General features: G+C 41.5%; 27 protein-coding genes. 26 read left to right on the top strand and 1 reads right to left on the bottom strand.

Translation table 11 applies throughout. The annotated features are described in order from the left end of the window. Positions 1-3 precede the first annotated feature (3 nt). From NYE43_RS00180 to rsmI, 13 genes are all read left to right on the top strand, one after another. A complete protein-coding gene (locus tag NYE43_RS00180; protein ID WP_326323722.1) occupies positions 4-198 on the top strand; it encodes a sigma factor G inhibitor Gin in 195 nt (64 codons plus the stop codon). A 141-nt stretch (positions 199-339) separates the two neighbouring features. Then, positions 340-954: a 5-bromo-4-chloroindolyl phosphate hydrolysis family protein gene (locus tag NYE43_RS00185; RefSeq protein ID WP_339237522.1), complete on the top strand. Its 615-nt coding sequence runs from the start codon at positions 340-342 to the stop codon at positions 952-954. Between the two features lie 17 nt (positions 955-971). Next, complete coding sequence (locus NYE43_RS00190) at positions 972-2,129, top strand: toxic anion resistance protein (RefSeq protein ID WP_341060561.1); 1,158 nt, start codon at positions 972-974, stop codon at positions 2,127-2,129. Between the two features lie 83 nt (positions 2,130-2,212). Further along, on the top strand, positions 2,213-3,652 hold the full coding sequence (locus NYE43_RS00195; protein WP_341060563.1) for an aminotransferase class I/II-fold pyridoxal phosphate-dependent enzyme: 1,440 nt from the start codon (positions 2,213-2,215) through the stop codon (positions 3,650-3,652). Continuing rightward, a complete protein-coding gene (tmk, locus tag NYE43_RS00200; RefSeq protein ID WP_101860946.1) occupies positions 3,649-4,287 on the top strand; it encodes a dTMP kinase in 639 nt (212 codons plus the stop codon). Before NYE43_RS00195 ends, tmk begins: the two co-directional genes overlap by 4 nt. Before the next feature lie 74 nt (positions 4,288-4,361). Beyond that, positions 4,362-4,691 (top strand): cyclic di-AMP receptor DarA, encoded by a 330-nt coding sequence (gene darA, locus NYE43_RS00205; RefSeq protein WP_003218295.1) that lies wholly within the window; start codon positions 4,362-4,364, stop codon positions 4,689-4,691. A 12-nt stretch (positions 4,692-4,703) separates the two neighbouring features. Then, on the top strand, positions 4,704-5,144 hold the full coding sequence (locus tag NYE43_RS00210) for a YaaR family protein (RefSeq protein WP_024123606.1): 441 nt from the start codon (positions 4,704-4,706) through the stop codon (positions 5,142-5,144). Positions 5,145-5,155: 11 nt separating this feature from the next. Then, positions 5,156-6,145: a DNA polymerase III subunit delta' gene (gene holB, locus NYE43_RS00215; protein WP_326374425.1), complete on the top strand. Its 990-nt coding sequence runs from the start codon at positions 5,156-5,158 to the stop codon at positions 6,143-6,145. 2 nt (positions 6,146-6,147) lie between these two features. Next, positions 6,148-6,975: a competence/sporulation regulator complex protein RicT gene (gene ricT, locus NYE43_RS00220; RefSeq protein WP_010332686.1), complete on the top strand. Its 828-nt coding sequence runs from the start codon at positions 6,148-6,150 to the stop codon at positions 6,973-6,975. A 14-nt stretch (positions 6,976-6,989) separates the two neighbouring features. Further along, positions 6,990-7,349, top strand: a complete 360-nt coding sequence (gene yabA / locus NYE43_RS00225; protein ID WP_010332687.1) for a replication initiation-control protein YabA — start codon at positions 6,990-6,992, stop codon at positions 7,347-7,349. A 60-nt stretch (positions 7,350-7,409) separates the two neighbouring features. After that, positions 7,410-8,153, top strand: coding sequence for a tRNA1(Val) (adenine(37)-N6)-methyltransferase (locus NYE43_RS00230; protein WP_069487697.1), 744 nt, complete (start codon positions 7,410-7,412; stop codon positions 8,151-8,153). Continuing rightward, positions 8,140-8,439 carry a GIY-YIG nuclease family protein gene (locus NYE43_RS00235; RefSeq protein ID WP_010332689.1) on the top strand — a complete coding sequence of 100 codons (300 nt, stop codon included), beginning with the start codon at positions 8,140-8,142 and terminating at the stop codon, positions 8,437-8,439. Before NYE43_RS00230 ends, NYE43_RS00235 begins: the two co-directional genes overlap by 14 nt. Then, complete coding sequence (rsmI, locus tag NYE43_RS00240; protein ID WP_059334656.1) at positions 8,414-9,292, top strand: 16S rRNA (cytidine(1402)-2'-O)-methyltransferase; 879 nt, start codon at positions 8,414-8,416, stop codon at positions 9,290-9,292. The genes NYE43_RS00235 and rsmI overlap by 26 nt, the downstream gene beginning before the upstream one ends. A 49-nt stretch (positions 9,293-9,341) precedes the next feature. Here rsmI and abrB read toward each other — a convergent pair whose 3' ends face one another. Continuing rightward, complete coding sequence (abrB, locus tag NYE43_RS00245; protein WP_003226760.1) at positions 9,342-9,632, bottom strand: transition state genes transcriptional regulator AbrB; 291 nt, start codon at positions 9,630-9,632, stop codon at positions 9,342-9,344. Positions 9,633-10,128: 496 nt separating this feature from the next. Between abrB and metG the strand changes: the two genes are divergently transcribed. The 13 genes from metG (at position 10,129) to glmU (ending at position 22,211) form a co-directional block, all read left to right on the top strand. Then, positions 10,129-12,123, top strand: a complete 1,995-nt coding sequence (metG, locus tag NYE43_RS00250; protein WP_024123610.1) for a methionine--tRNA ligase — start codon at positions 10,129-10,131, stop codon at positions 12,121-12,123. A gap of 78 nt (positions 12,124-12,201) precedes the next feature. Continuing rightward, on the top strand, positions 12,202-12,969 hold the full coding sequence (locus NYE43_RS00255; RefSeq protein ID WP_103672540.1) for a TatD family hydrolase: 768 nt from the start codon (positions 12,202-12,204) through the stop codon (positions 12,967-12,969). Positions 12,970-13,214: 245 nt separating this feature from the next. Continuing rightward, positions 13,215-14,438, top strand: coding sequence for a G5 and 3D domain-containing protein (locus NYE43_RS00260; RefSeq protein WP_024123612.1), 1,224 nt, complete (start codon positions 13,215-13,217; stop codon positions 14,436-14,438). A 144-nt stretch (positions 14,439-14,582) separates the two neighbouring features. Next, the gene (gene rnmV, locus NYE43_RS00265) at positions 14,583-15,143 is read left to right on the top strand and encodes a ribonuclease M5 (protein ID WP_044153503.1); all 561 of its coding nucleotides are present in this window, start codon (positions 14,583-14,585) and stop codon (positions 15,141-15,143) included. Then, complete coding sequence (rsmA, locus tag NYE43_RS00270; protein ID WP_024123614.1) at positions 15,136-16,014, top strand: 16S rRNA (adenine(1518)-N(6)/adenine(1519)-N(6))-dimethyltransferase RsmA; 879 nt, start codon at positions 15,136-15,138, stop codon at positions 16,012-16,014. Before rnmV ends, rsmA begins: the two co-directional genes overlap by 8 nt. Before the next feature lie 161 nt (positions 16,015-16,175). Beyond that, the gene (gene prtG, locus NYE43_RS00275; RefSeq protein WP_024123615.1) at positions 16,176-17,048 is read left to right on the top strand and encodes a sporulation-specific protease PrtG; all 873 of its coding nucleotides are present in this window, start codon (positions 16,176-16,178) and stop codon (positions 17,046-17,048) included. A gap of 201 nt (positions 17,049-17,249) precedes the next feature. After that, positions 17,250-17,510 (top strand): biofilm formation stimulator Veg, encoded by a 261-nt coding sequence (veg, locus tag NYE43_RS00280; RefSeq protein WP_024123616.1) that lies wholly within the window; start codon positions 17,250-17,252, stop codon positions 17,508-17,510. A gap of 161 nt (positions 17,511-17,671) precedes the next feature. Continuing rightward, positions 17,672-17,857 (top strand): small, acid-soluble spore protein, alpha/beta type, encoded by a 186-nt coding sequence (locus NYE43_RS00285; RefSeq protein WP_010332697.1) that lies wholly within the window; start codon positions 17,672-17,674, stop codon positions 17,855-17,857. 147 nt (positions 17,858-18,004) lie between these two features. After that, entirely contained in the window at positions 18,005-18,874 is an 870-nt protein-coding gene (gene ispE, locus NYE43_RS00290; protein ID WP_024123617.1) for a 4-(cytidine 5'-diphospho)-2-C-methyl-D-erythritol kinase, read from the top strand. 55 nt (positions 18,875-18,929) lie between these two features. Next, on the top strand, positions 18,930-19,787 hold the full coding sequence (gene purR / locus NYE43_RS00295) for a pur operon repressor (protein ID WP_024123618.1): 858 nt from the start codon (positions 18,930-18,932) through the stop codon (positions 19,785-19,787). After that, positions 19,784-20,161, top strand: coding sequence for a 2-iminobutanoate/2-iminopropanoate deaminase (gene ridA / locus NYE43_RS00300; RefSeq protein ID WP_003226738.1), 378 nt, complete (start codon positions 19,784-19,786; stop codon positions 20,159-20,161). The genes purR and ridA overlap by 4 nt, the downstream gene beginning before the upstream one ends. Positions 20,162-20,355: 194 nt before the next feature. Beyond that, positions 20,356-20,649, top strand: a complete 294-nt coding sequence (gene spoVG, locus NYE43_RS00305) for a septation regulator SpoVG (RefSeq protein WP_003218346.1) — start codon at positions 20,356-20,358, stop codon at positions 20,647-20,649. A gap of 191 nt (positions 20,650-20,840) precedes the next feature. Next, positions 20,841-22,211: a bifunctional UDP-N-acetylglucosamine diphosphorylase/glucosamine-1-phosphate N-acetyltransferase GlmU gene (gene glmU, locus NYE43_RS00310; RefSeq protein ID WP_024123619.1), complete on the top strand. Its 1,371-nt coding sequence runs from the start codon at positions 20,841-20,843 to the stop codon at positions 22,209-22,211. The last annotated feature ends 18 nt before the right edge of the window (positions 22,212-22,229 follow it).

The following is a 22,229-nucleotide window of genomic DNA, read 5'->3' on the forward strand; positions in this document are numbered from 1 at the left end:
ACGATGGACGAAACGGTTAAACACCATCAAACATGTATTATTTGCGAACAAGAGAAAAGCAGAGGGATTCATCTTTATACAAAATTCATATGCTTAGATTGTGAGAGAAAAGTAATTTCTACAGCAACTTCCGATCCTGACTATGCCTATTATGTCAAAAAACTAAAGAGCATTCATACACCGCCATTATATTCTTAGACCTGAGAAGGTCTTTTTTTGTACCATTTTTCACTTTATATAAAGCAATGGATACGATAAAAGAACATGAAACTTGTTTAGGGACTAAACGTAGTAGATAATAATGTTAAATATGAAATACTCACAGGAGTCGATGAAGTGATGCATAAATTTCTTCAATTTTTGATATGGAGTTTCACAAGCAGTGCGACTTTTGTTTTCATAGGATTATTGAGTTTTTTTGGTTTAAACCAATCACTTTTTTTATCTTTTGTATATGGCGCCTCATCAGCAGCTCTCGTATACACAGCGGGTTTATGGAATGCAAGACGGTTATTTCTTAAAAAACATGAACTGACGGGAAGAGAATATGCGTACATCAAGAAAAATCTTGAGGAAGCAAGGCAAAAAATAATCCGTCTTAGAAAAGCTTTATTTCAGGCGAAAAGTATTCAGATGTTTAAGCAAAATGCAGAGATGCTGAGACTTGTCAGAAGGATCTATATATTAACCAAAAAAGAGCCAAAACGGTTTTATCGGGCTGAGCGTTTCTTTTATCAGACTCTAGATTCTGTTGTGGAACTGACTGAGAAATATGCTTTTCTTTCTTCCCATCCGAAAAAAAACAAAGAGCTTTCGATGTCGTTGAGTGAAGTGCGTATCACACTTGCTGAATTGACGAAGCGTTTAGAAGAAGATTTAACTCAATTAATGGGCGACGAAATTGGTGAACTGCAATTTGAATTAGATGCAGCGAAGCATTCTTTGAAAAAATAACGGAAGGGGCAAGGACGGTGAATAAAGATCGAAGCGAACTTCAAATAGACGGATTGTTGGCAGACCCTTTTGGAGATATCGAAATACCAAAGGGGGAGGCTGTCGAATCAGGGAAGCAGCCAGTGCGGCTTGTCGATGTTCTGCCAGAAGAAAACAAAGAAAAAGCATACCAGCTGGCTGAACAGATTGATCATAACAATATGAACAGTATTGTCTTATATGGTTCACAAGCTCAGTCTAAGCTGCTGAATTTTTCTCATACGATGATTGATCATGTTCAAAAGAAGGACGTCGGGGAAATCGGTGAAATCCTTGGTGAGCTGATGAAAAAGCTGGAACAAGTAAATCCAGATGAACTGCAGTCTAAGAAAAAAGGTTTCTTGGCACGCATGTTTGGGAAAGTGTCTCATTCTCTTCAGGAGGTACTGTCAAAGTATCAAAAGACCAGTGTGCAGATAGACAGAATCAGTTTAAAACTTGAGCATTCAAAAAATGCATTACTCAGTGATAATAAGCTGTTAGAGCAGTTATATGATAAAAACAAAGAATATTTTTCTGCACTGAATGTTTATATTGCTGCTGGTGAATTAAAGCTGGATGAATTAAGAACGAAAACAATTCCTGAACTGAAACGACAGGCCGAATCAAGTGAACATAATCAAATGGCCGTTCAAGAAGTAAACGATTTGATCCAATTTGCTGACCGACTGGATAAAAGAGTACACGATTTGCTCTTGAGCAGGCAAATTACCATACAAAGCGCTCCGCAAATCAGGTTAATTCAAAATACGAATCAGGCATTAGCTGAAAAAATCCAGTCATCCATTGTAACTGCAATCCCGCTTTGGAAAAACCAAGTAGCGATTGCATTGACACTCTTACGGCAGAGAAACGCTGTGGATGCACAGCAAAAAGTATCCGATACAACAAATGACCTTTTGCTAAAAAACGCGGAGCTTTTAAAAACGAATACAATTGAAACAGTGAAAGCCAACGAACGAGGGATTGTTGATATTGATACTTTAAAGAAGGTGCAGGAAAGCTTAATCAGTACGCTTGAAGAAACGCTGACGATTCAAGAAGAAGGGCGGCTCAAACGCCGACAGGCTGAAGAAGAGCTCATGATGATGGAAGGCGATTTGAAGCAAAAGCTGCTCGCGATAAAGGAAAGGTAGTTTACCAGTAAGTCTTAGCTTTAAGTTCTGTCATAGGAACGATATAATAAAGAGTAAGAATACACATTCAAGGGATTGTTTTAATGAACACACCTTTATATCATGCACTGATTCAACATGCGAGAAGGAATTCTCATTCATTTCACGTTCCGGGACATCACAATGGAGATGTCTTTTTTGATGAGGCTAAGACCATATACAACCCGCTTCTTACAATTGACCTGACTGAACTATCCGGGCTTGATGATTTGCATCATCCTTCAGGTGTGATTAAGGAAGCCCAAGATCTTGTCAGCCAATTGTATGGATCGGCAGAAAGTTTTTTTCTTGTGAACGGCACGACTGTCGGAAACTTAGCGATGATTTTATCAGTTTGTGATCCTGGAGATACGATCCTGATCCAAAGAAACTGCCATAAATCTGTCTTTCATGCTGTTGATTTGGCTGGAGCTGAGCCGGTTTATCTCGCACCTGACATTGATGAAATAATGCATGTGCCTACGCATGTTTCGCTTGATACGATAAAAGAAGCTCTAAAGGCATATCCAAATGCGAAGGGGTTGGTGCTGACCAATCCCACATACTATGGACATAGCGCAGATTTGACTGAAATCATTTCAGAGGCCCATCAATACGGGATTCCTGTGCTGGTGGATGAAGCGCATGGCGCGCACTTTGTTTTAGGGAAGCCTTTCCCGGCTTCAGCGTTGCAAATGGGAGCGGATATTGTTGTTCAGTCGGCGCACAAAACGCTGCCTGCCATGACGATGGGGTCTTATTTGCACCTCAATAGCAACAGGATTGAACGGAACCGGGTAGCGGATTACTTGAATCGTTTACAAAGCAGCAGCCCGTCTTATCCGATAATGGCTTCATTGGATCTTGCCCGCGCTTATCTGCAGCATATGATAGATGAACAAAAGCTTTCTGACGTTCTGCAGCATATTCAATCGATTAAACAAACGTTTGATTCACTTGCATATGCTGAAGCGGTTGAACCGGCCAATCAACGGATTACAACGGATCCGCTGAAGCTCACCATTCGTTCCAAATGCGGCCATTCAGGTTTTACACTGCAAAAAATATTTGAGTGTGTCAACATATTCACAGAGCTTGCCGATGAAAATCAGGTGTTGCTTGTTCTCCCTTTGGGAGGAAAACAGAGAATCGATTCTGAAACAATTAAGAAAATTGATCATGAGATCGAAAAGACTCCATCGGACCAGATGAATGTTTCTGCAGAATGGGAAGCACAGCCTATTACTGTAATGCCTTATCCAAAAAAGGTTTTAAACACGTTACAGAAAGAATATGTGGGTTTTGATAAAGCGGCAGGCCGGCTGAATGCAGAGGATGTTATACCTTATCCGCCGGGAATTCCGATGATTATGGCTGGCGAAAGAATCACAAGGGAAAGCGTGCAAAAGCTCAGCCGCTTGATCAGCATGAAAACGCATGTTCAAGGGAATATGAAAATCAATGAGAAGCAATTACTTGTTTATATAGAAGAGGAGAAATCATGAGCGGTTTATTTATTACTTTTGAAGGTCCTGAAGGCGCGGGAAAAACGACTGTCTTGCAGGAAATAAAAAAGATACTGGCAGCAGAAGGCCTTCAGGTTACAGCAACACGGGAACCAGGCGGCATAGATATCGCAGAACAAATTCGAGAAGTTATTCTAAACGAAAACAACACGTTAATGGATCCGAAAACAGAAGCTCTCTTATATGCAGCTGCAAGACGTCAGCATTTAGTTGAAAAAGTAACACCTGCTTTAGAGCAGGGGCATATTGTACTTTGTGACAGATTCATAGACAGTTCACTCGCATACCAAGGATATGCAAGAGGCCTTGGGATTGATGAGGTTCTTTCGATTAACCAATTCGCCATTGGGGATATGATGCCTCATGTCACAATTTATTTTTCAATTGATCCGGAAGAGGGCCTGAAGCGTATTGATGCGAACGGCTCTCGGGAGAAAAACAGGCTCGATCTGGAAAAGTTGAGCTTCCATACAAAGGTTCAGGAAGGTTATCGGGAGCTGATGAAACGTTTTCCAGAAAGATTTCATTCAGTTGATGCAGCACAATCGAAAGACCTCGTTGTTCAGGACGTTCTAAAGGTTATCAAAGAAGCGTTGAAAAAAATTCAATTGTGACCTGTTTCTCATTAGTTGATATAATAATGTAAACGAGATCATTGTTGTTTCCAATCTAAAGGAGGCCTTTACAGATGAAATTAATAGTGGCAGTTGTACAAGATCAGGACAGCAACAGACTTTTGAAAACTTTAACAGATCACAACTTTAGAGTCACAAAGCTTGCGACGACGGGAGGATTTCTTAAATCAGGAAATACAACGTTTATGATTGGTGTCGAGGATATTCGGGTCGATAAAGCATTGAGCCTCATTAAAGAAAACGGACAGAAACGTGATCAGATGATTGCTCCTGTATCTCCAATGGGCGGAAATGCTGATTCATATGTCCCTTATCCAGTCGAAGTTGAAGTTGGCGGAGCGACAGTGTTTGTCCTTCCAGTCGATGAATTTCATCAATTTTAAGGATTTGAAACTGTGAAAATTAATAAAGATATACGCACATTTATAGATAATAAGCAGCTTCCTTCTATGAAAACAGCTGAGATTTCAGCATCTTTTAAAACATCAATGGAGAACCAAAGCAGCAAATTGAAGTTTGATCAGCTGACCAGGATGTTAACGGACATAGAAGCATTTGGGAAAAGACTGACGAAATCACGGAATTTTAAAGACTTGGCAAGATTTAAAGGGCTTGTGAAACGTTTTGTCAAAGAAGCTGTTGACAGCGGCCTTTCACATGAAACGTCGAAAAGCTTTGATCTTTACGGAAACAGCAGAACGCTGGGACTTGTGAAAGAAATAGACGAGAAATTGATAAAGCTTACTGAAGAGATGATGGATCAGGAAAAACCGGCAATTGATTTGCTGGAGCGTATTGGCGAAATAAAAGGTTTATTGATTAACCTTTACACATAGAGAGTGATACAATGGCAATATCCTGGAAGGAAATGACCGAGCTTCAGCCCAGAGTAATGAAGCTTTTATATAATAGTATTGAGAAGGACAGACTATCACACGCTTATTTATTTGAGGGCAAAAAAGGAACAGGCAAGCTGGAGGCCGCAATGCTTCTTGCGAAAAGCTTTTTTTGTCTGGAAGACGGAGCAGAGCCTTGTGAGAACTGCAGAAATTGTAAGCGGATTGAGTCGGGGAACCACCCTGATCTCCATCTGGTCCAGCCTGATGGGTTATCGATTAAAAAGGCGCAAATTCAAGCGCTGCAAGAAGAGTTTTCTAAAACAGGGCTTGAATCGCATAAAAAGCTGTACATCATATCCCATGCAGATCAAATGACGGCTAATGCGGCAAACAGCCTGCTGAAGTTTTTAGAGGAACCGAACAGAGACACAATGGCCATCCTTATCACTGAGCAGCCTCAAAGGTTATTGGATACCATCATTTCAAGATGCCAAACCCTTCCTTTTCAGCCTTTGCAGCCCAAAGCAATTGAAGACCGACTGATAGAACAGGATGTCTTGCCTCATATGGCGAGGCTCGTGGCGAACATGACCAACAATGTAGCAGAAGCAGTCGAATTAAGTCGAAATGATGAGTTTGCAGAGTCTAGAGCGAAAGTGATAAAATTGTATGAAGTCTTACACCAGCGGAAAGGACATGCCTTTTTCTTTATTCAAGATCAATGGATGCCCTTTTTCAAAGAAAAAACCCATCAAGAAATGGGTCTTGATATGCTCTTATTGATATATCGCGATGTGTTGTCCATCCAAATAGGAAATGAAGATAAATTGATTTATCAAGACTTATTCCAATCAATAAAACAGCATGCGCTACAATCAACACAACAAAGCGTTACGAACCAGATACTTGCTGTTTTAGAAGCAAAGAAACGGCTTCATTCCAATGTGAATGTGCAGGGATTAATGGAGCACTTGGTGTTAATGTTGCAGGAGGGATAAGCTTGTACAATGTAATTGGCGTCCGCTTTAAAAAAGCGGGTAAAATATATTATTTCGATCCGAATGGATTTCATATAGAACAAGACAGCTGCGTAATTGTAGAAACTGTCAGAGGTGTTGAGTACGGCCAGGTTGTTGTCGCGAATAAACAGGTGGATGAGCATGATGTTGTGCTTCCGCTCCGTAAAGTGATACGCGTGGCTGACGAGCGCGATCTTCTCATTGTAGAAGAAAATAAACAAGAAGCTTTATCAGCATTTGAAATATGCCAAAAGAAAGTGATAGATCACGGCTTGGATATGAAGCTGGTCGATGTGGAGTTTACGTTCGACCGTAATAAAGTGATTTTTTACTTCACTGCTGACGGCCGAGTAGACTTCAGAGAACTTGTAAAGGATTTAGCCTCCATCTTTAAAACAAGGATTGAGCTTCGCCAGATTGGGGTGAGAGATGAGGCAAAAATGCTCGGAGGAATCGGCCCTTGCGGCAGAATGCTTTGCTGTTCAACATTCCTCGGAGATTTTGAACCTGTGTCCATTAAGATGGCGAAGGATCAGAACCTATCCTTAAATCCAACAAAGATTTCTGGTCTTTGCGGACGTCTGATGTGCTGTCTGAAATACGAAAACGATGAGTATGAGACTGCAAAGGAACAGCTTCCGGATATAGGGGAAATGATTACGACAGCAAACGGGCCTGCAAAAGTCGTCGGGCTGAATATTCTGGAACGGGTGCTTCAGGTGGAACTGATGAACCGTGAAAAAGTGATAGAATATACTTGGGAAGAGCTCTTGGAAGAGGGCGTCGTATCCGCACAAACCACAGATTAACGAGGTGTGGAACCTTGGATAAAAAAGAGTTATTTGATACCGTCATTAACTTAGAAGAACAAATCGGCTCGCTTTACCGGCAGCTGGGGGATTTAAAGCAGCATATCGGTGAGATGATTGAAGAAAATCATCATTTACAGCTTGAAAATAAGCATTTGCGTAAACGGCTGGACGATACGACGCAGCAGATTGAAAAGTTTAAAGCTGATAAAAAAGAATCAAAAACACAGAAAACAGAGCAAGCTGATATAGGGGAAGGATATGATAATCTGGCACGTCTGTATCAGGAAGGATTCCATATCTGTAACGTCCACTATGGAAGCGTCAGAAAAGAAGATTGTCTTTTCTGTCTGTCATTCTTAAATAAAAAATAAGGAAAAAGGCTTCCGCATCAGACGGAAGCCTTTTTCAAAGGTGCTGGAAAGGATAAGAAAATGGTTTCATTACATGACGATGAAAGATTAGATTATTTGCTGGCAGAGGATATGAAGATTATACAAAGTCCAACGGTGTTTGCTTTTTCATTGGACGCTGTGCTTCTCTCCAAATTTGCTTATGTTCCGATTCAAAAAGGAAAAATTGTTGATCTGTGCACCGGCAACGGCATTGTGCCGCTGCTGCTGAGTACAAGGTCAAAAGCAGATATCCTTGGTGTTGAAATTCAGGAAAGATTGCATGATATGGCTGTCCGCAGTGTGGAATATAACAAACTGGAGGATCAAATTCAGATCATACATGATGATCTGAAAAACATGCCTGAAAAGCTGGGGCATAATAGATATGATGTTGTTACCTGCAACCCGCCTTATTTTAAAACACCGAAACAGGCCGAACAAAATTTGAATGAACATCTCCGTATCGCACGACATGAAATTCACTGTACATTGGAAGATGTCATTTCAGTCAGCAGTAAATTGCTAAAGCAAGGAGGAAAGGCGGCGCTTGTTCACCGTCCGGGCCGGCTTCTCGAAATTTTTGAATTGATGAAGGCTTATCAAATTGAGCCGAAGCGTGTTCAGTTTGTCTATCCGAAACAAGGGAAGGAAGCCAATACCATTTTGGTTGAAGGCATAAAAGGCGGGCGGCCAGATTTGAAAATACTTCCTCCGCTGTTCGTGTATAACGAACAAAACGAATACACAAAAGAAATCAGGACCATTTTATATGGAGACAAATAACCATTTCTTTTATGTTGTACAGTGCAAAGACAACAGCTGGTATGCAGGGTATACCAACGATCTGCAGAAACGGCTGAAAACTCACAACGATGGAAAGGGCGCAAAGTATACAAAAGCGAGACGCCCGGTTGATTTAATTTTTGCTGAGGCATTTGCAACGAAGCGGGAAGCCATGCAGGCGGAATATTACTTTAAAAAACTGACCCGCAGAAAAAAAGAGCTTTATATAGAAGAAAAACGGAACAGCAAGGAGGCTGTATATGTTAAGGCGCCAGATGAGCTTTAATGGAAAGTCGGATATGGGGATTCTTTATTTGGTTCCGACACCTATCGGAAATCTAGAGGATATGACATTTCGTGCGATCGAAACGCTTAAATCAGTGGATGCGATTGCTGCAGAAGATACGAGGCAAACAAAAAAGCTTTGCCATGTATATGAAATTGAAACACCGCTTGTCAGTTATCACGAACATAATAAAGAAAGCAGCGGCCACAAAATCATTGAATGGCTGAAGTCCGGGAAAAACATAGCGCTGGTCAGTGACGCCGGACTGCCGACAATTTCTGATCCTGGAGCGGAAATCGTCAAGGACTTTACGGAAATGGGCGGTTATGTTGTTCCTCTGCCGGGGGCCAATGCCGCATTAACAGCGCTGATCGCTTCAGGAATTGTACCGCAGCCTTTCTTTTTCTACGGATTTCTCAACAGGCAGAAAAAAGAAAAGAAGAAAGAACTCGATGTCCTCAAAAAACGGCAAGAAACGATTATTTTTTATGAAGCACCTCACCGATTGAAGGAAACCCTGTCTGTGATGTTAGACATATTAGGAGATCGGGACATTGCGGTGACCCGTGAACTCACTAAGAAATATGAAGAGTTTATAAGAGGAACAATATCCGAAGTGATAGACTGGGCAAATGAGGATCAGATCCGCGGTGAGTTTTGTCTTGTGGTCGAAGGCAATAAAGCTGAGGAAGCAGATGAAGAAACACATTGGTGGGAGAACCTATCTGCAAAAGAACATGTCGAGCATTACATCTCAAAGGGAGCGACATCAAAAGAAGCCATTAAAAAAGCGGCTGTAGATCGTAACGTCCCAAAACGTGAAATGTATGATGCATACCATATTCAGCAATAAAAAAAACGTTCTTGTGTCATAACAAGAACGTTTTTTGTGTAAAAAATGATTATTTAAGGTTTTGAAGCTGGTTTTGGATTTCGCTGATGATTTGCTCAGCGCCTTCTTTGCTTAGTACCAATTTGCCGCCAGCAAGTTTAAGGTTATCGTCAGAAACTTCACCAGTTACTTGGCAAGTCATGTTTGGTTTATATTTTTTAAGGATGATTTTTTCATCATCAACATAAATTTCAAGAGCATCTTTTTCTGCGATTCCAAGAGTACGACGCAGTTCGATAGGAATCACTACACGTCCTAATTCATCAACTTTACGTACAATACCAGTAGATTTCATAAACATTCTCCTCCCAAGAGATAATTATTGTTTAAATTATATTTTTCTTCGTCATTATTCGACAAAATCCTTACCTTCATAGCATAACAAGGTTTCCAATAATCGTCAATCCTTTTGTTTACTATTGATTGTAAGATTTAGTTCTTATAGTCAGTAATGGCTTTGAAAATACCGGAATAACAGCATTTTATAATTTTCTAATAAAGCTATTATCCTATGAAAAATCCTTTTAAATCAAGACTTTCGAACCAAGGTTTTTTATACCGTAAGATTATATACGACAAAATTCGACATGAACAGACTTTTTTTATTTTCATTAAACATTTTTAATTTTAATTATTCTTTTTAGGGGCATACGTATATATCCTTGATCTTAAAGGCTAAGATGGTATCATAGATAAAGGATAAATATAAAAATAGGTAATCATATATGATTTGCACTTATCGCCGCTCTCGTCCTTTGGGCGGGAGCTTTTTGACATTCTGATTGGGAGGTTTCAAGATGCCGCAAGAAAACAATACATTTTACATTACAACACCGATTTATTATCCGAGCGGAAAATTACATATCGGCCATGCGTATACGACAGTCGCGGGTGACGCAATGGCTCGCTACAAACGATTAAAAGGCTTTGATGTTCGCTATTTAACGGGAACGGACGAGCATGGGCAGAAGATTCAGCAAAAAGCTGAACAGGAAAACATTACGCCTCAGGAGTATGTGGATCGCGCAGCGGCAGATATTCAGAAACTGTGGAAACAACTTGAAATCTCAAATGATGACTTTATCCGCACAACTGAAAAACGGCATAAAGTCGTCATAGAAAAGGTGTTTCAAAAGCTTCTTGATAACGGGGACATCTATCTTGATGAATACGAGGGCTGGTACAGTATCCCTGATGAAACATTCTATACGGAAACTCAGCTTGTGGATATTGAACGAAATGAAAAGGGAGAGGTTATTGGCGGGAAAAGCCCTGACAGCGGGCACCCTGTTGAATTGATCAAAGAGGAATCCTATTTCTTCCGTATGGGGAAATATGCTGACCGTCTTTTAAAATTCTATGAAGAAAACCCAACCTTCATTCAGCCGGAGTCACGTAAAAACGAGATGATTAACAACTTCATCAAACCCGGCCTTGAGGATTTAGCTGTTTCACGCACCACATTTGACTGGGGTGTGAAGGTGCCGGAAAATCCAAAACATGTTGTGTATGTTTGGATCGACGCACTATTCAACTATTTAACAGCACTCGGTTATGATACAGAAAATGATGAGCTATATCAAAAATATTGGCCTGCCGATGTTCATTTAGTTGGTAAGGAAATTGTGCGATTCCATACCATTTATTGGCCGATTATGCTGATGGCTCTGGATCTTCCGCTGCCGAAGCAAGTATTTGCGCATGGCTGGCTTTTGATGAAAGACGGAAAAATGTCGAAATCCAAAGGCAATGTTGTTGATCCAGTCACACTCATCGAACGCTACGGTTTAGACGAGCTTCGTTATTACCTGCTTCGCGAAGTGCCATTTGGATCTGACGGTGTCTTCACGCCGGAAGGTTTTGTTGAACGGATTAACTATGACTTAGCGAATGATTTAGGTAACCTTTTGAATCGTACTGTTGCTATGATCAATAAATATTTTGACGGACAAATCGGTTCTTATAAAGGTGCCGTAACGGAATTTGACCAGACGCTTTCTTCTGTGGCTGAGGAAACAGTGAAATCATATGAAAAAGCAATGGAAAATATGGAATTCTCGGTGGCTCTTTCAACGTTATGGCAGTTGATCAGCCGTACAAATAAATACATTGACGAAACGGCTCCATGGGTTCTTGCCAAAGATCCTGAAAAAGAAAAAGAACTGCAGTCGGTTATGTATCACCTTGCTGAATCATTGCGTATTTCAGCCGTACTGCTTCAGCCGTTCCTGACAAAAACACCGGTAAAAATGTTTGAGCAGCTGGGCATCACGGATGATGCTTTAAAAGCCTGGGACAGCATTACTGCTTTCGGCCAGCTTAAAGATACAAAAGTGCAAAAAGGCGAACCGTTATTCCCGCGTTTAGAGGCAGAAGAAGAAATTGCATACATCAAAGGGAAAATGCAAGGCTCAGCTCCAGCTAAAGAAGAGAAAAAAGAAGAAGAGCCGCAAGAGGTAGACCGTTTACCTGAAATTACGATCGATCAGTTCATGAATGTCGAACTTCGTGTGGCAGAGGTCATCGAAGCAGAGCCAGTGAAAAAAGCAGACCGCTTACTGAAGCTCCAGCTTGATCTAGGCTTTGAGAAACGCCAAGTCGTATCCGGCATTGCAAAACATTATAAGCCTGAGCAGCTTATTGGAACAAAACTCGTATGTGTAACAAATCTAAAACCGGTTAAGCTGAGAGGAGAGCTTTCTCAAGGAATGATCCTTGCAGGAGAAGCAGACGGCGTATTAAAAGTCGTATCCATCGATCAGTCCTTACCAAAAGGCACAAGAATTAAATAATGATAAACAAAAGGTGTTTCACGTGTAACAATTCGTCGAACACCTTTTGTGTTTCGACAAGAAAGGAGTTTTTCATTTATGTTATTTGACACACATGCGCATTTAAATGCAGAACAATACAACACAGATCTAAAAGAGGTTATTGAGCGGGCGAAAGCTGAAAAAGTGGACCGTATTGTAGTCGTCGGTTTTGACCGGCCGACCATTACCCGGGCGATGGAAATGATTGAGGAATATGATTTTATTTATGCAGCCATCGGCTGGCACCCAGTTGATGCCATTGACATGACAGAGGAAGATTTGGCTTGGATTAAAGAGCTTTCTGCTCATGAAAAAGTGGTAGCGATAGGAGAAATGGGCCTGGATTATCATTGGGATAAATCTCCTAAAGATGTTCAAAAAGAAGTATTCAGAAAACAAATTGCCTTGGCGAAAGAGGTCAATCTTCCTATTATTATTCACAACCGTGATGCGACAGAGGATGTTGTTGCCATTTTGAAAGAGGAAGGCGCAGACGAAGTCGGCGGCATCATGCATTGCTTTACGGGCAGTATCGAAGTTGCAAGAGAATGTATGAAGATGAATTTTTATTTGTCATTTGGCGGTCCTGTCACCTTCAAAAATGCGAAGAAACCGAAGGAAGTTGTAAAGGAAATTCCGAATGATAGGCTGCTGATTGAAACTGACTGTCCGTTTCTTACACCAACTCCTTTTCGAGGGAAAAGAAATGAGCCAAGCTATGTAAAATATGTGGCGGAGCAGATTGCTGAATTAAGAGGAACAACCTTTGAAGAAATTGCATCAATCACGACTGAAAATGCAAAAAGACTTTTCCGTATAAACTGACAAAAAACGCTAGCAGGTTTTGTAAGAGCTTGTCCGTTCCGGCGTTTTTCCATAAAAGTTCTACATGCTTTCTTCTCCTCATAGGATAGGTTTGTCGACAAGTCTTTCTTCCGTTTCTCGGTGTGTTTCAGGATAATGAAGAAGACACTGAGCTTTTAGGAGAAGGAGAAGGGAGGGTTGACAGCCTTTTAGATACTCTATATAATCTCTCCGAGGAGAAGGAGGCGTTTTTCATCACACAAAAAATGAAAAAGCTGTTTTCCGTAAAGCTTAGCAAAAGCAAAGTCATTCTGGTTGCTGCTTGTTTGCTGCTGGCGGGAAGCGGGACTGCGTACGCAGCTCATGAGCTGACGAAACAATCAGTCTCAGTTTCTATCAACGGCAAAAAGAAAAATATACGCACACATGCAAAAACAGTCGGTGATCTTTTAGAAACACTCGATATAAAGACAAGAGACGAAGATAAGATCACACCTGCTAAAAAGACACAGATAACAGCAGATATGAATGTTGTGTATGAGGCTGCAAAACCTGTGAAGCTTACTTTAAACGGGGAAGAAAAGACATTATGGTCAACAGCAAAAACGGTCGGTGCATTACTGGACGAACAAGATGTTGATGTGAAAGAACACGATCAAATTGACCCTGCAATAGATACAGAAGTTTCGAAAGACATGAAAATTAACATAGAACCTGCGTTCCAAGTCACTGTGAACGATGCGGGGAAAGAAAAGAAGATCTGGACGACTTCGACTACGGTCGCTGACTTTTTAAAACAGCAAAAGATGAACATAAAAGACGAAGATAAAATCAAGCCTGCGTTAGACGAAAAGCTAACGAAAGGAAAGGCTGATATTACAATAACTCGTATCGAAAAGGTCACCGATGTAGTTGAAGAGAAAATAGCGTTTGATGTGAAAAAACAAGAAGACGCATCTCTTGAAAAAGGGCAAGAAAAGGTCGTCCAAAAAGGAAAAGAAGGCAAGCTCAAAAAACATTATGAAGTCGTAAAGGAAAACGGCGAAGAAGTTTCCAGAGAGCTTGTAAAAGAAGAAACAGCCGAGCAAAGCAAAGATAAAGTGGTTGCGATCGGCACAAAGCAAAGCAGTCCGAAGATTGAAAAGGTCAGTGCTTCTGGCGATTCAAAACCAGTTGTGTCTCGGAGCAATGAATCAACCGGCAAAGTCATGACAGTATCATCTACGGCTTATACGGCAAGTTGCAGCGGATGTTCAGGACATACGGCTACAGGCGTTAATCTGAAAAATAATCCTAATGCAAAAGTCATCGCAGTAGATCCAAATGTCATTCCGCTAGGCTCAAAAGTCCACGTTGAAGGATATGGATACGCTGTTGCTGCTGATACGGGCTCAGCGATTAAAGGCAATAAAATAGATGTCTTTTTCCCTGAGAAATCATCGGCTTACCGATGGGGAAATAAAACAGTTAAAATTAAAATCTTGAATTAATATATACTTATCTATACAGAGGGTTTTGCGCCCTCTGTTTTTTTCGTTATAATAGACGAAGTGTATTTTCTGCTTATTAGACGCTCGAAATATGAAAAAGTTTCATCAATATACAAAAGTTTTTATTTTGTCTTGGAGGAAATAATGAAAATTAAAGAGATCATTGTGGTCGAGGGGCGTGACGATACGGCCCGCATCAAATTGGCTGTTGATGCAGACACAATTGAAACAAATGGTTCAGCCATCGGTGATCATGTAATTGAACAAATCCGTTTGGCCCAGGAAACCAGAGGAGTCATTATCTTAACGGATCCGGATTTCCCGGGAGAAAAAATACGAAAAACCATTTCCGAGGCTGTACCTGGCTGTAAGCATGCATTTTTGCCAAAGCATCTTGCGAAACCTAAGAACAAACGGGGAATTGGCGTAGAACACGCATCGATTGAAAGCATCAGGGCATGTTTAGAAAACGTGCACGAAGAAATGGAAGCACAGCCGAGTGAAATTTCTGCTGAAGACCTGATTCACGCCGGGCTGATTGGCGGATCTGAAGCAAAGCGCCGCCGTGAACGTCTTGGTGATTTGCTGAAAATCGGATATACAAATGGCAAACAGCTTCAAAAACGGCTGCAAATGTTTCAAATTAAAAAAAGTGATTTTATGAGTGCGCTCGATACCGTCATGCGGGAGGAACAGAATGAATAAAGATATTGCGACACCGATTAGAACGAAAGAGATACTGAAGAAATACGGTTTTTCTTTTAAAAAGAGTTTGGGACAGAATTTCTTAATCGATACGAACATTTTAGACAGAATTGTCGACCACGCCGAAGTGACAGAGAAAACCGGTGTCATTGAAATCGGCCCGGGAATCGGGGCTTTGACTGAACAGCTTGCCAAGCGGGCGAAAAAGGTCGTGGCATTTGAAATTGATCAGCGTTTATTGCCGATCCTTAAAGACACGCTCTCCCCTTATGACAATGTCACTGTCATTCATCAAGATGTGCTTAAGGCTGACGTCAAATCGGTCATTGAAGAGCAATTTAAGGACTGTGATGAGGTGATGGTTGTAGCCAACCTTCCTTATTATGTGACAACGCCGATTATCATGAAGCTGCTTGAAGAAAACCTTCCGCTGAAGGGGATTGTCGTTATGCTGCAAAAGGAAGTGGCCGAACGTATGGCAGCTGATCCTTCATCTAAGGAATACGGTTCACTTTCTATTGCTGTGCAATTTTATACAGAGGCCAAAACGGTGATGATCGTTCCGAAAACGGTATTTGTTCCTCAGCCTAATGTAGATTCAGCAGTCATTCGGCTGATTCGCCGCGACGGCCCGGCAGTGGATGTAGAAAACGAAGCCTTTTTCTTTCAGTTAATTAAGGCGAGTTTTGCTCAGCGCCGTAAAACATTGCTTAATAACTTAGTGAACAATCTGCCTGATGGAAAAGCAAAAAAACCAACGATCGAGCAAGTGCTGGAAGAAACGAATATTGACGGCAAGCGCCGAGGTGAATCCTTGTCTATTGAGGAGTTCGCTGCGCTGTCTAACGGATTGTACAAAGCCCTTTTTTAAAAGGGCTTTTTGTTTTCGCACCACATGGACTGCCGCTACATAGGCTAGAGAAGGACCTTAAAATTCAATGATAAGAAAAACTTGCACTCAGCGAAAAAAGGCGCTTTTCTCAAGGCTCTTTCTTTCATGATGAGGCTTAGTCTATGTGTGGAGTGAGGAACGTGCAATTTCAAATAGGGGATATGGTAGCCAGAAAATCCTATCAAATGGATGTTTTGTTTCGCATTATAGGGATAGAGCAAACAAGTACAGGGAATTCAATCGCCATTTTGCATGGTGACGAAGTCAGGCTGATTGCTGATGCGTATTTTTCTGATTTGGTGGCCGTGCAAAAAGATGAGCAGCTGATGCGAAAAAAGAAAGATGAAAGCAGAATGAATGAATCACTTGAGTTGCTCCGTCAGGATTATAAACTGCTGAGAGAGAAACAGGAGTACTATGCAACAAGCCAGTATCAGCATCAGGAGCACTATTTTCATATGCCGGGCAAGGTGCTTCATATGGATGGTGATGAGGCGTATTTAAAAAAATGCCTGAGTGTCTATAAAAAAATCGGTGTGCCGGTTTACGGCATTCATTGCCACGAAAAGAAAATGTCTGCTTCTATAGAAGAATTGCTCGACAAATATCGACCTGACATCTTGGTGATTACCGGGCATGATGCATACTCCAAGCAAAAGGGCGGCATTGATGATTTGAGCGCATACAGACATTCAAAACACTTTGTCGAAACAGTTCATAAAGCCCGAAAAAAAATCCCTCACTTAGATCAGCTTGTTATTTTTGCGGGGGCTTGCCAATCCCACTTTGAATCACTAATAAGAGCGGGGGCGAATTTCGCGAGTTCTCCTTCAAGAGTAAACATTCACGCTCTTGATCCTGTATATATCGTAGCGAAAATCAGCTTTACGCCTTTTATGGAACGAATCAATGTATGGGAAGTGCTTCGGAATACACTGACAAGAGAGAAAGGACTTGGAGGCATTGAAACAAGAGGAGTACTGAGGGTCGGAATGCCTTATAAGTCCAATTAACCCCGGATAGATGATTTATTCGGGGTTTTTATTTTGCATAATGATACATAATTTACCGAAACTTGCGGAAAATATTTGAGGAATCATAGAATTTTGTCAAAATAATTTTGTTGACAACGTCTTATTAACGTTGATATAATTTAAATTTTATTTGACAAAAATGGGCTCGTGTTGTACAATAAATGTAGTGAGGTGGATGCAATGGCGAAGACGTTGTCCGATATTAAAAGGTCGCTTGATGGAAATTTAGGTAAAAGGCTGACGTTAAAAGCAAACGGTGGCCGCCGAAAAACGATTGAGCGCTCGGGCATTTTAGCTGAGACGTACCCTGCTGTTTTTGTGATACAACTAGATCAAGACGAGAACTCGTTTGAAAGAGTTTCATACAGTTATGCTGATATTTTGACTGAGACTGTTGAGCTGACATTTAATGATGACGCGGCAAGTTCAGTAGCATTTTAACGGGCAGTGAACTTTTTGTTTACTGCTTTTTGTTTTGCCTTTTTTTGGTTTCCATTAATTCTCTCGATATTTTCACTGTCATTAAACAAAAGATATAAACGGTCACATTTTATCGTGACGTGCACGAATCGTTATCATCTCTAAAAAAGGGGTTGTTTCGTTTGGGCAGACGTCGTGGAGTTATGTCAGATGAGTTTAAATATGAGCTGGCTAAGGACCTTGGTTTTTACGACACTGTAAAAAATGAAGGTTGGGGCGGCATTCGTGCCCGCGATGCCGGAAACATGGTAAAACGGGCAATTGAAATCGCCGAACAGCAAATGGCTCAGAATCAGAATAACCGATAAGGAATGTGACCCGGGGGACGTATGGTTCCCCGGTTTTTGATTTTGGATGTAAATACATAATAGCTCCAATATGGATATGTTCATCCCGTACTTCAAATGTGATACAATGTTCATACTTATGTTTAGATGGAGAAGTAGGTGAAAGCTATGCGTATTTTAGAAAAAGCGCCAGCCAAGATCAATCTGTCACTCGACGTTACCCGAAAACGCCCGGATGGTTATCATGAAGTCGAAATGATTATGACGACAATTGATTTAGCCGATCGGATTGAATTGACGGAGCTGGCAGAAGATGTAGTGAGGGTTTCATCCCACAACCGCTTTGTGCCCGATGACCAAAGAAACTTAGCTTATCAGGCTGCCAAGCTCGTCAAAGACAGATACAACGTGAAAAAGGGAGTTTCCATCATGATCACTAAGGTGATCCCGGTGGCTGCAGGCCTTGCTGGCGGAAGCAGTGATGCGGCGGCAACACTCAGAGGACTGAACAGACTGTGGAATTTAAATCTTTCTGCAGAAACGCTGGCGGAGCTGGGCGCGGAAATTGGCTCAGACGTCTCGTTTTGCGTCTATGGCGGAACTGCGCTTGCCACCGGACGCGGTGAAAAGATCAAACACATCAGCCCGCCTCCGCATTGCTGGGTCATTTTGGCGAAGCCGACAATCGGCGTTTCCACGGCCGAGGTCTACAGACAGCTGAAGCTTGATGAGGTGGAACACCCGGATGTAAACGGTATGATTGACGCGATTGAGGAAAAGAGCTTTCAAAAGATGTGTAGCCGTTTAGGCAATGTGCTTGAGTCTGTAACGCTTGATATGCATCCTGAAGTTGCGATGATCAAAAACCAGATGAAACGCTTTGGTGCAGATGCTGTGTTAATGAGCGGAAGCGGCCCGACTGTGTTTGGACTGGTTCAGTATGAGTCTAAGGTACAGAGGATTTATAACGGGTTAAGAGGCTTCTGCGATCAGGTATATGCGGTGAGAATGATCGGCGAACAGAACGCTCTTGATTAAATCCGTATGTTAAGTTATATTGATCTTAAAATATTCGGATTTTGGGGGTAAGTTCATGAAGTTTCGTCGCAGCGGCAGATTGGTGGACTTAACAAATTATTTGTTAACCCATCCGCACGAGTTAATACCGTTAACCTTTTTTTCTGAGCGGTATGAATCTGCAAAATCATCGATCAGTGAAGATTTAACAATTATAAAGCAAACCTTTGAGCAGCAGGGGATTGGTACCTTGCTTACTGTTCCCGGTGCTGCCGGAGGTGTCAAATATATTCCGAAGATGAAGCAGGCTGAAGCTGAAGAATTCGTTCAGACACTTGGACAGTCATTGGCAAATCCTGAGCGTATCCTTCCGGGCGGTTATGTGTATTTAACGGATATCTTAGGAAAGCCATCTGTTCTCTCCAAGGTTGGAAAGCTGTTTGCTTCTGTATTTGCGGACCGCGAAATTGACGTTGTCATGACCGTTGCCACGAAAGGCATCCCTCTTGCGTATGCAGCTGCAAGTTATCTGAATGTGCCTGTCGTCATTGTGCGCAAGGATAACAAGGTAACTGAGGGCTCCACGGTGAGCATTAATTACGTGTCAGGCTCCTCAAACCGCATTCAAACGATGTCACTTGCAAAAAGAAGCATGAAAACGGGTTCAAACGTACTCATTATTGATGACTTTATGAAAGCAGGCGGCACAATTAATGGTATGATTAACCTGTTGGATGAGTTTAATGCGAATGTCGCGGGGATCGGCGTCTTGGTCGAAGCCGAAGGAGTAGATGAACGTCTTGTTGATGAATATATGTCACTTCTAACTCTTTCAACGATCAACATGAAAGATAAGTCCATTGAAATTCAGAATGGCAATTTTCTGCGTTTTTTTAAAGACAATCTTTTGAAGAATGGAGAGACAGAATCATGACAAAAGCAGTCCACACAAAACATGCCCCAGCGGCAATTGGACCTTACTCACAAGGGATCATCGTCAATAATATGTTTTACAGCTCAGGCCAAATTCCTTTGACGCCTTCAGGCGAGATGGTAAACGGTGATATTAAGGAGCAGACGCATCAAGTATTCAGCAACTTAAAAGCGGTGTTGGAAGAAGCGGGTGCTTCTTTTGAAACAGTTGTAAAGGCAACTGTATTTATCGCGGACATGGAACAGTTTGCGGAAGTGAACGAAGTGTACGGACAATATTTTGACACGCACAAACCGGCGAGATCTTGCGTTGAAGTTGCGAGACTTCCAAAGGATGCATTAGTCGAAATCGAAGTGATTGCGTTAGTAAAATAATAAGAAAAGTGATTCTGGGTAAACTCGGAATCACTTTTTTATTTACCTTATGCCCGAAATAAAAGCGTTATGACCTAATTGTGTATGTATATCCTATTTTTTCAAAAAATATTTTAAAAAACAGCAGGAATTCAGAAAAAATCGTGGAATTGATACACTAATGCTTTTATATAGGGAAAAGGTGGTGAACTACTGTGGAAGTTACTGACGTAAGATTACGCCGCGTGAATACCGATGGTCGCATGAGAGCGATTGCATCCATCACGCTGGATCACGAATTTGTTGTTCATGATATTCGTGTGATTGATGGAAACAATGGTCTTTTCGTTGCGATGCCGAGTAAACGCACCCCTGATGGAGAGTTCCGCGATATTGCTCATCCTATTAATTCAAGCACGCGAGGAAAGATTCAAGATGCCGTGTTAAATGAGTATCATCGTCTGGGTGACACTGAAGCATTAGAATTCGAAGAAGCTGGAGCTTCTTAAAAAATAACCAAAAAGCAAGGACTGCTGATAGGGCTGAGACAAGCCTTTTTCCGGCAGTCCTTTTTTAATTCTGATTTTTCAAACTAAAATGCACCCATAGAAAATTCTTGCACTTCATGAAGTCTCCTTGAAATCAACTGATATTTAGGATATATTTTTCTATGGATAAAAGGGATATTGGAGGCCATTAAATGGATAAGCGGTTTGCAGTTGTTTTAGCGGCTGGACAAGGAACGAGAATGAAATCAAAGCTTTACAAAGTCCTTCATCCAGTTTGCGGTAAGCCTATGGTAGAGCACGTCGTAGACGAAGCCTTAAAGTTATCTTTAACGAAGCTTGTCACGATTGTCGGACATGGTGCGGAAGAAGTGAAAAAGCAGCTTGGTGATAAAAGCGAGTATGCGCTTCAAGCAGAACAGCTTGGCACTGCTCATGCTGTAAAACAGGCACAGCCATTTCTTGCTGACGAAAAAGGTGTAACGATTGTCATTTGCGGAGATACGCCGCTTTTAACAGCGGAGACAATGGAAGCGATGCTGAAAGAACATACACAAAAAGAAGCAAAAGCTACGATCTTGACTGCAGTTGCAGAAGATCCGACTGGATACGGCCGAATCATTCGCGGTGAGAGCGGAGCGGTTCAAAAAATCGTGGAGCACAAGGACGCTTCAGAGGAAGAACGTCTTGTGACTGAAATCAATACTGGAACGTATTGTTTTGATAATGAAGCTCTATTCCGGGCCATTGACCAAGTATCGAACGATAATGTTCAAGGCGAGTATTATTTGCCGGATGTGATAGAGATCCTCAAAAATGAAGGCGAAACTGTTGCCGCTTACCAGACTGGTAACTTCCAAGAAACGCTCGGAGTTAATGATAGAGTTGCTCTTTCTCAGGCTGAATTGTTTATGAAAGAGCGGATTAATAAACGGCATATGCAAAATGGCGTTACGCTGATTGACCCGATGAATACGTATATTTCTCCTGAAGCTGTCATCGGAAGCGATACTGTGATTTATCCTGGAACTGTGATTAAAGGTGAGGTGCAAATCGGAGAAGATACGATTATCGGCCCTCATACTGAGATTATGAATAGTTCAATTGGCAGCCGTACGGTGATTAAACAATCGGTAGTCAATAACAGTAAAGTGGGGAATGATGTAAACATAGGACCTTTTGCTCACATCAGGCCTGATTCTGTCATCGGGAATGAAGTGAAGATCGGGAATTTTGTTGAAATCAAAAAGACGCAATTCGGAGACCGAAGCAAGGCTTCTCATTTAAGCTATGTCGGGGATGCCGAAGTAGGCACAGACGTCAACTTGGGCTGCGGTTCAATTACTGTCAATTATGATGGAAAGAATAAATATTTGACGAAAATTGAAGACGGCGCATTTATCGGCTGCAACTCCAATTTGGTTGCCCCTGTCACAGTCGGAGAAGGCGCTTATGTAGCGGCAGGCTCAACTGTTACGGAAGATGTACCTGGAAAAGCACTTGCTATTGCCAGAGCGAGACAAGTAAATAAAGACGATTATGTGAAAAATATTCATAAAAAATAATCCTAAATTCGGAGGTTT

The sequence above is a fragment of the Bacillus sp. FSL R5-0434 genome (assembly GCF_038004745.1).
GTDB classification, from domain to species: Bacteria; Bacillota; Bacilli; order Bacillales; family Bacillaceae; genus Bacillus; species Bacillus halotolerans.